The sequence below is a fragment of the Armatimonas sp. genome (assembly GCF_043760365.1).
GTDB lineage: Bacteria > Armatimonadota > Armatimonadia > Armatimonadales > Armatimonadaceae > Armatimonas.
The window spans coordinates 1-8,972 of sequence record NZ_JAYUPA010000841.1; the positions used below are offsets into that span (position 1 = coordinate 1).

Genomic DNA, 8,972 nt, shown 5'->3' on the forward strand with positions numbered 1-8,972 from the left:
TCCTTATCCTTCTTCCCCGCGCCTTCAGGATCGCCGTCGGAAAGTACTGGGGAGGGTGCTGCGGGAGAACTCAGGCGCACTCTACCCGCGCCGCTAGCCTGCTCCCTAAAGACTCCCGGACTCACTGAGACAGGCAGTGAGGCCTTCAACGAGGAAGCACTCTCGTGTACAGCAGCAAACGCAGGAGCCTTCTGTGCCTCATTCTCATTGGCCCTAAGCGCGACGGAAGCGGGGGGAACCGCAACGCTCTTGGCTTCGTCGGTCATCGTTGCACGGGTAGCACTCGAAGCTGTCGCTGTCATAGGCTTCCCACTCTCGGGCACCCGCACCCAGAGCCAGAAGGCGCAGCCCACTGCCAGCGCTCCGCCAAACGCCGCCAGGGGGCCGGGCCGCCGCCAGAAAGGGAACAGAACGGGGCGTGGGGTGGGCGCATCGGGTAGACTACGGAGAATTCGGGCACGCAGGGCATCGGGAAGAGGCGCGGCAGTGGGAAGCGCTTCGCTGAGCTGTACCGAGAGCTGGCGCAGGCTCTTCAGCTCTGCTTGACACGCAAGGCATGTGCCCAGGTGGCGCTCCACGGCGGCACGACGCAGGGGCGGCAGCTCTCCATCTAGGTAGGCTTTCAGCTCCTCTTGTAGGGAGTTGCGACACTCCCGCACCGATGATCTAGGCTGAGGCATGGACGTAGCCCTCCAGTTGCCCACGGAGCTTGCGAAACGCATGGAAGAGCCGCGACTTGACGGTGCCGACGGGCACACCAATCGCCGTGGCGCACTCGGCGTAGGTCAGCCCGTGCAGCTCGTGGAGCACGACAATCTGGCGATGCTCTTCGGTCAGCGTCCCCAGTGCGGTCTCCAGGGTCGCGGCCAGTTCTTTGCGGGCAACAGCGCGCTCCGGGGCATCAGTATCGGCGGCGGCCAGCGGGAGATCGTCGTAGGAAACGGCCTCCGGTTTCTGGCGAGCACGGTGTTTCAAGCAGTGGTTCATGGCAACACGGTAGATAAAAGTCGCGAGGGCTGCGTCCCCACGGAACTTGGGCAAGCTGGCATGCAGCGCCACAAAGATCTCCTGGGTCAGATCGTCGGCGTCGGCATCGCAGCGGGCGTAGCGACGTGCAAGGCCATGGACCCGTCCACCGAACGTGTCTAAGAGCCAGGCAAACGCCGCCGTGTCGCCACGACGTAGCCCCACGATCCAGCGGGCCTCCTCCGATTTCATCTTCACTCCTTTTGTACCAGAAAAGTCTGAAAGAGTTCATGGTTCCTGCTTTTAGCTTTGGGGAAGAATAACCGATAGAGAAGTCAGACACATGATTCGATTTTGTTTTCAGCTACGTCCACCCGAAGAACTCACAGAGAAAGCACTTGAGTACTGGTACTTTCTCACCGATGGTTGGTACTGGATTGAAGCCGGAGAGCAGGAGCTTTTCCGCTGGACAGACACGACCCTGGCAGCCTGGCAAACCGAAGCGGAGGGGGAGATCTGTGAATCAGCGCCTCCTCCAGCACGTCCCTATGCAGACTACTATGTTGCACGCTTCTGGCAGGATTTGCTCCAGTGTGTTCGTCAGGCTCTGCTTCCTGTGCCCGATGACATCGCGGCCTTACTGTGGGATCGTGGGAGCTGGGAGATGTTCTTGCAGCGCTCTGCCGCGTGGGCGGAGGAGCCTGAGGACGACCTGAGCCGCTGGGAACGTCGCAACGAGGCTCTACAGTGGTGGTGGTGGCGACAGCTCGATTCGGGCCACTTCACAGCCGCTCCGAAGATCACCCTCTGGCGGCAGGGGGAGCAAGTTATCTTGGACTGGCATCACAGCCACAATCCAGAGTTCTTCACTGCCTCCCCTTCAGGACGCGTCGTGGCGGATGTAAGTTCGTTTCGACAGGCACTTTTGGCCTTTGACGAGGCGTTTCTCACGCAGATGGCAGTGCGAATAGTAGGCCGTTCAGCTCTGGAGAAGTCGCATGCCGCAGAGGCAGGGCTGCTGATGAACGCACTCACCCATCCCTGGGAAGAAGACTGGGCTGCGATTCGCCTTGCTCTAGAAGACGTGAGGAACGCACTTGGGGCGGTACAATAGAGTGCTATGTCTACCCTTCACCCTGTCCTGATCGCCGGGCAGTGGCGCACTGCCACCAACCCGACCAGCACTTTTACCGCTACCAACCCGACCACCGGCCAGCCTCTCACCGAGGATATCTACCCTGTCTCCAGCCAGGCGGACGTAGATGCTGCGCTCGCCGCCGCCGCCGAGGCCGCGCCGCTGCTACGCGGCACAAGCCCCGAGACCATTGCCGCGTTTCTGAACCGCTACGCCGATCTTTTAGAGGCGAATCGTGAGGCGCTGGTCGCTGCGGCCCACGCGGAGACGGGCTTTCCTGCCGAGCCGCGCTTAAACTCCGTCGAGCTTCCGCGCACCACGGGCCAGCTCCGGCAGGCCGCCCAAGCCGCCGTTACGCGAAGCTGGACACGCCCGGTCCTTGACACGAAAGCGGGGATTCGCTCGATTCATGAGCCGCTCGGAGGCGCAGCGCTGGTCTTTGGCCCCAATAACTTCCCGTTCGCCTTCAACGCCATCTCCGGCGGCGATTTCGCGGCGGCGATTGCGGCGCGCTGCCCGGTGATTGCGAAAGTACATACCAGCCACCCGACCACGAGCCGCCTGATGGCTGAGTGTGCCCACCAAGCCGCCATGGAGATCGGCTTGCCCGCCAGTGCAATTCAGGTGCTCTACCGCATGGACCACAAGCTCAGTTTGGGCATGATTGAGAACCCCGCCATCGCCGCCGTGGGCTTCACAGGCAGTCGCTCGGCGGGAATGCAGCTCAAGGAAGTGGCGGACCGCTACGGCAAACCGGCGTATCTGGAGATGTCCAGCGTCAACCCCGTCTTTGTACTGCTAGACTACCTTGAAGCGAATTTGGAAGCACTTGCAGGAGAGTTTTTCACAAGCTGCACGATGGGCACCGGCCAGTTCTGCACCAATCCGGGCCTCGTCGTCCTGCCTGCAGGTCCGCTTGGCGACGCGTTTGTGGCTGCCACAGCGGCGAAGTTCAGCGCGGGCAAGCCGGGCGTGCTACTCAACAAAGGTGGGCGCGATGGTCTGGCGGAGGCCGTCGAGACCCTCAAAACCGCCGGAGCAAGCGTCGTCTGTGGGGGGGAGATTATTGCCGATGATCCCGGCTTCCGCTATGCCAACACCCTTCTCACGGTGACGGGCGCACAGTTTATCGCCCACCCCGAGGCGCTCCAAACCGAGGCATTCGGGCCGGTAAGCCTGCTCGTGTTGTGCGAAAATGGCGACGAGATGATCGCTGTCGCGAATGCACTGGAGGGCAATCTCACGGGCACGGTCTACGCAAGAGACGAAGGCTCCGACGATGCGTTTTACAGCCGACTCGCCCCGGCGCTACGTGTGAAAGTCGGGCGGCTTCTCAACAACAAGATGCCCACGGGAGTCGCCGTTAGCCCCGCGATGAACCATGGCGGCCCCTTCCCCGCCACGGGCCATCCGTACTTCTCCAGCGTCGGCATTCCCCACGCCATCGCCCGCTTCTCGATGCTGTGCAGCTACGACAACGTGAAAAACCACCGTCTCCCCCCCGAGCTCCAAGACGGCAACCCACTGGGCATCTGGCGCTTAGTGGACGGCGACTGGGTGAAGTGAGCGAAAAAAATTATGGAAGTTGTCTATGTTCTCACCAACCCTGCTATGCCAGGGTTGGTCAAGATTGGTTACACAACGCAAGAGGATGTAGCTACTCGGCTAGGTCAGCTTTACTCAACCGGGGTTCCCGTTCCTTTCGATCTAGAATTTGCCTGCAAAACACCTAATGCCGCTGAAGTTGAAAAAGCCCTTCATACCGCCTTTGGACCAAACCGTATCAACCCAAAACGAGAGTTTTTCCGCATCGAACCAGAACAAGCCATAGCAATATTAAAGCTTTTACCAATACCTTCGCCAAAAACGGCGACTAGATCGACGCCGATATCAACAAGATAACAGGGCTTTTGGAGTACAGTCAAAGTGATCAAACCAGACTGGAGAACCCCAAAAACCCATGCCCGACATTCTACCGCTTTTGCTGAAATTACAGCCAATCCTGACAAAGACAACCTGCCGACAACTCTACCATATTGTGATGGCCATACTGGTCATGCCCGCCAATATTACTCAGAAAAGTATCGCACGATGGGCAGATAAAGGAGGAAGCTATCGCAGCGTTCACCGCTTCTTTCAGACAAACATTGATTGGACACAGATTCACTGGCTCCTCTTCGTACTGGTGCTCTATGTTGCGACAGATACCTATCTTCTGGTAGGCGATGAAACCGTTCTCAAAAAGGCAGGCAAAAGCACTTTTGGATTAGACCGTTTTTTCTCTTCCCTTGCACAGAAACCTGTGCCCGCAGTCGCTTTCTTCGCCCTCGCTTTGGTCAACGTCCAGAAGAGGCAAGCCTACACCCTATCTGTTCAACAAATCGTTCGCACTCAAGAAGAGAGAAAAAATAAGAATTGCAAAACACAAGATCAAATTGCAAAATCAGGCAGGCCAAAGGGCAGTAAAAATAAAAACAAAGAGCAAGTTACTTTGAACCCAGAGCTTATGCGTATTTTTCTCTGGATTCAGAAACTCCTCGCGCTTATTGGTAAGAAGATACCGTTGCACTACCTGGTCTTAGACGGACATTTTGGAAATCAACCCGCTTACTCGATGTCACGTCGGTTGGGATTGCATCTGCTCTCTAAAATGCGTCACAATGCAAAACTGTATCTTCTGCCAACGGAGGCTCAGAAAGAGGCAAGTCCCCGTCTCAAGTAGGGAGAGAGGCTCGATTACGACAATCTACCGCTCGCTTCTCGTGTGTCCTGTGAGCCGGAAGGCGACTATGAGTGCGAGGTTTACCAGATGCAATGTCGGCACAAAGATTTTGCGGATGTGCTCAATATTGTCATCCTTGTCAAGACGCATCGGGTCACCAAACGTCGTGGTCATGTGATTCTGCTGTGCAGCGATTTAGAGTTGGCGGCTCTAACAATGATTGACTACTACAGTCTGCGTTTCCAGATTGAGTTTGAGTTTCGTGATGCCAAGCAGCATTTTGGCCTGTCTGATTTTGTCTGTGTGAATCAGGCTTCTGTACAGAACGCGGTTGGTCTTTCCTTCTTTCTTGGCAATCTGAGTCGTCATCTTTTGGACGGTTTGCAAGAGTCGTTTCCCGAGGCGGGTGTCATTGATCTTAAAAGTTACTACCGTGGTCGTCGCTACGCGACGGAAACCCTGAAATGCCTGCCTTCTGCCTTGAAATGCTTCCCTGATTTTGCGGATGGCATTGTTTGTGCTCGTCTGATGTCGCAGATGGAGATTGTGCTGGACAAGGTTTGCCGTCTGGGATTGATCCATCCAGTGGGCAAGGCTGCTTCTTACCCGCCACTGGTCTCTAAAATGGAACTTTCGACTTGAGATTTATCCTGGGCGACATGGCATGAGCCGCCTAAAAAGACCCGCGATTTTGGCGAAGGTATTATAATACATCATGGATATCTTTCCGCAGAACTTAAGCAGCCGCTACCATGTCGAGCTCGTGCGGCGGCGCTCCGCCAAGGGCTTCGGGGAGCCGCAGGTGGACGAGCCGATCCCAAAGCCACAGTTGGGGAAGATAGGAAGCTACTGGGCACAGGGAATGGAGCTCACTGAGGAGCAAGCCGCGCTGGCCGCGCCGGCGTCGGCAATGGGCACCAAGGGAGTTGCGTCGGTAACGATGCTCCTCGGGGGTATCTTTGTCGCACTTACCGGCGTTGCCGTGGGGGCGTCCCTGCGCAACGCGGCACTGGGATTTTCTGTCTTTGGCGCGGGCACAACCGCGCTGTGGTTTCTTGCCCATGGTCCCGTTGCTGAGTTTGTCTTTCGCAAGGCCCACGAAGCACTCTCTCCCAAAGAAGTGGAGGACATGATCAGCCGCTGCCAGGACGAGCTCTCAAAAGCCTACTTGCAGTTGGCCCGTGATGCGGTGCTCGTGGAGGCCAATGAGGCGACAGCGCTCAAGGTGCGCGAGGCGCTCTCTGCACTGGGGGAGGCCATTGATGCCCTGCCTGCCGTGGTGATCGAGCCACAGGACACGGGCCTGCTACGAGTGCAGGCACGGGAGCTTACCGAGAGCGCCGCTACGGAAACCGACGCTGTCATCGCAGCTTCGCTCCTGCGTCAGGCTGAGTCCGCTGAGCAACGCGCCGAGAGCCAGGAAAAATCCGCGCTCGTGGGCCGCCGCGCTGCCGTCCTCCGCGAGGAGATTCTCTCCAAGATCGCCGCCCTTCGGGATGCGATCGCCGCTCAGCAATCGGGAACACTAGATGCCACAGCTCTTGCGGCTCTCTCGGAATCCGCACGAAGTGTCGCCAAAGAGTCCCAAAACGCCGCCTCCGCCCACGATGAGTTGGAGCGCTACCTTATCCCACAAGAAGCGCCGCTCATCCAGCAGAGTCGCCAGTAGCCTATCTGTTTCTCCACTACCAGGCGCCCCGTGGGCGCTTGGGTTCGACCGTGACGGCTTTTAAGACGGCACGCCCCTGCGTGTCCACTACCACTTCGGCGACAAGCTGACGGTCGGATCGTCGGCCCTCGCGCTCTAGCTCAGGGCCTTTGCCACGGGGGACAAACCAGCTCTCGATGCCGTACTCCACGCGGCAGTGGTTCTTGTCGGCGCTGACAACCGTGCCTTTCAAAAAGGCAAAAGCATCTTTGGGGGGCATGCGGGAGACGCCCTCGCGCTCGTAGAAGCGTCCACTGCGACCCAGAGCAACATAGACCGTCTCGCCTTTCACCAGCGGTGGCCCCTCGATCCACCCGCTCTGCAGCTCGGAGAGGTTGTAGCTCAGAACCACGTACTCGCCACGGAAGAAATCCACCGGATCAATAGGTTCCACTCGCAGGAGGAGATGTTGCCCTGTGCCTAGCGTGAGCTGCTTTGCACCAAATAGTCCCAGCACCAGCGCCAACTGAAGCACGACAATCAGCACGAACCGTCTTGGAAAACGAAGCATCTTCTCACTCCCTCTCCGCTAGTTTTTTGAGCAGCGTGCGCCGTACTCGCTCCAGCGCGACCCCGCCCCCTAAAAGAACGATCCCCGCGCTGAGGAAGAAAACCTCCATCGGTAGGCGCTCCCAGAGCAGCTCGACGTAACGACTCAGCACCTCTAGTGCAAAGAACGCCAGAGCCAGTTGTACCCAGCCCGGCTCCCGGCGCTCGTAGCCGATCCAGAGGACGCCGACAGTCACGAGGAGTAGGATTATATTGAAGGCAGTTCGGAGGAGTGCTTCGTCGAGGCCGCCGCCAAAGAACAAGCCTCCTGCCAGCAATGTCAGCGCTAGCAGTCCCAGCCCCTCACCCCGCTCCAACGGCTCTTGTCCACGCCGAAAGAGCAGCACCACGGTGGTTGCCAGTGTCACGGCTCCCAGAAGCGCCACGCGGAGCTGGCCACCTGCCGCGAGATACGTCCATTCGGCACCGTAGCCAAAGTCGGCTAAGACGGTGAGAACAGTCAGGAGAACGAACACCCCAAGCCCCTCGGCGAGCCCGGCGAAGCGGGGAACCAGGCGACCCAGTGCCACCAGGAGCACGCCCCAGAGCAGAAAGACCGCGCAGAACCCGCCCGAGCCTTCGCACCAGAACGCCACCTCCCAGCCCAGCGCGAGTGTCAGAAGCAGTAGGCCCAGTGCCAGCATGGCACGAGACTCAAGTAGCCAGCCCAGTGGCAGCACGCCGACTGCCCAGAGCACCAGCAGCGAGGGAGCCTCGGCATTGATATGAGTCGCCTGCGCCACGAGAAAGATGCTCGCGCCGTAGAGCAGCACGCCCAGAAAGAGTAGCGCGTTGCCCGTTCCCGGGTAGCTCTCGCCCACATAGCGCAGCCGGTAGCCGCCCCAGTAGGAGAGCACCATTGCTGCCAAGAGACCGCCCAGCTTTGCCGCTCCGGGAATCACTGCCCAGTTCGATGCCACAAAGACAATCATGGCAATTCCGATCAGCAGTGCCCCCAAAAACGAGAGCGCCACGGCGATCTTGCTCCGCGCCGGGCCGTCCTGGCCGTCGTAGCGCGCCAGCAAGCGCTCGGCGAGGCTTGCATCCACGAGGCCCTCATCGTGCCAGTGCCCGACCTCCTGCCGGAGCCGTCGGATGAACTCGGATTCTTTCATGTCTTACTGTAACCGACTTGTGCTCCCCGTGCGTGGGACTTTTGACGGAGTTTTGGCAAGCGCCGCCTGGGTATAATGCCCCTATGCAAAACGGGCGAGAGCGGTGGAAGCTGGCGGATTCTGGGATTGTTTGGGAAGTGAGTGGGACGCAGGGGCTGCCTCACGAGGATCATGTAGAGCTGAGTGGGCGACGGCTCAGCGCGATTATTCGCTACAGTGTGGATGAAAAACGCCGCCTGGTGCTCGGTCGTGAGGTGATCTGGCCGACCCTGCGGCTCAAGCGCGATGATGTCCGTGGCTATCTGAAGCGCGAGTGGGGCAATGAGATCGTCCCACCCATCCGTATCGAAGGCATCCCCCTGATCCCTGGTCCTGTCCGTGAAATTCGGCACTGGGAAGGGCGGCTGACCATTACGCACATGCCACTGGATGGGATCGCGGTGCAGCGGCACCTCTTTCCCTGCGAGGACGAGCCCGCGTTACTAGAGCGCTGGAGCGTGATTAACTTTAGCGATGCGCCTATTAGTCTGGAGTGCCTCCCCGACGACGACAGCGAGACGGTGTCCTGCTACGATGGCGAGGCTCTGGTTGGGCTCAAGATCATTGAGGGAATGTCGCTCCTGGTGCGCCCCGGTGAGTTTGGCAATATCACCCTGGCCTTTGTTGCGCACAGGAAAAACAAGACACTGACGGCTCTCAGCGCCCACGATGAAGCCGTGCTACGCGGGCGGCGCTGGACGGCACTGGGCAAGAAACTCACACTCACGACGCCGGACC

At 59.0% G+C, this 8,972-nt stretch carries 10 protein-coding genes and 1 pseudogene; 7 read left to right on the top strand and 4 right to left on the bottom strand.

All coding sequences use genetic code 11. The annotated features are described in order from the left end of the window. Positions 1–680, bottom strand: a 680-nt coding sequence (locus ACH2EH_RS20760; RefSeq protein ID WP_395144708.1) for an anti-sigma factor family protein, incomplete at its 3' end; no start/stop codon positions are given. Beyond that, on the bottom strand, positions 667–1,218 hold the full coding sequence (locus tag ACH2EH_RS20765) for an RNA polymerase sigma factor (protein ID WP_395144710.1): 552 nt from the start codon (positions 1,216–1,218) through the stop codon (positions 667–669). The genes ACH2EH_RS20765 and ACH2EH_RS20760, both read right to left, overlap by 14 nt. 91 nt (positions 1,219–1,309) lie before the next feature. On the opposite strand from ACH2EH_RS20765, the gene ACH2EH_RS20770 reads away from it, so the two are divergent. From ACH2EH_RS20770 to ACH2EH_RS20795, 6 genes are all read left to right on the top strand, one after another. Then, entirely contained in the window at positions 1,310–2,080 is a 771-nt protein-coding gene (locus ACH2EH_RS20770; RefSeq protein WP_395144711.1) for a DUF5984 family protein, read from the top strand. 6 nt (positions 2,081–2,086) lie between these two features. Next, positions 2,087–3,667, top strand: coding sequence for an aldehyde dehydrogenase (NADP(+)) (locus ACH2EH_RS20775; RefSeq protein ID WP_395144713.1), 1,581 nt, complete (start codon positions 2,087–2,089; stop codon positions 3,665–3,667). 12 nt (positions 3,668–3,679) lie between these two features. Further along, positions 3,680–4,003, top strand: coding sequence for a GIY-YIG nuclease family protein (locus ACH2EH_RS20780; protein WP_395144715.1), 324 nt, complete (start codon positions 3,680–3,682; stop codon positions 4,001–4,003). Positions 4,004–4,061: 58 nt separating this feature from the next. Further along, positions 4,062–4,823: a transposase gene (locus ACH2EH_RS20785; protein WP_395144717.1), complete on the top strand. Its 762-nt coding sequence runs from the start codon at positions 4,062–4,064 to the stop codon at positions 4,821–4,823. Positions 4,824–4,865: 42 nt separating this feature from the next. Then, on the top strand, positions 4,866–5,465 hold the full coding sequence (locus tag ACH2EH_RS20790) for a transposase (protein ID WP_395144719.1): 600 nt from the start codon (positions 4,866–4,868) through the stop codon (positions 5,463–5,465). A gap of 73 nt (positions 5,466–5,538) precedes the next feature. Continuing rightward, positions 5,539–6,492 (top strand): hypothetical protein, encoded by a 954-nt coding sequence (locus ACH2EH_RS20795; protein WP_395144721.1) that lies wholly within the window; start codon positions 5,539–5,541, stop codon positions 6,490–6,492. A 16-nt stretch (positions 6,493–6,508) separates the two neighbouring features. Here the strand turns inward: ACH2EH_RS20795 and ACH2EH_RS20800 are convergent, their stop codons facing one another. Then, entirely contained in the window at positions 6,509–7,042 is a 534-nt protein-coding gene (locus ACH2EH_RS20800; protein ID WP_395144722.1) for a GDYXXLXY domain-containing protein, read from the bottom strand. 4 nt (positions 7,043–7,046) lie between these two features. Then, the gene (locus ACH2EH_RS20805) at positions 7,047–8,195 is read right to left on the bottom strand and encodes a DUF2157 domain-containing protein (protein ID WP_395144724.1); all 1,149 of its coding nucleotides are present in this window, start codon (positions 8,193–8,195) and stop codon (positions 7,047–7,049) included. 83 nt (positions 8,196–8,278) lie between these two features. Here ACH2EH_RS20805 and ACH2EH_RS20810 point away from each other — a divergent pair. Then, positions 8,279–8,972: pseudogene (locus tag ACH2EH_RS20810) on the top strand (hypothetical protein); the annotation flags it as partial.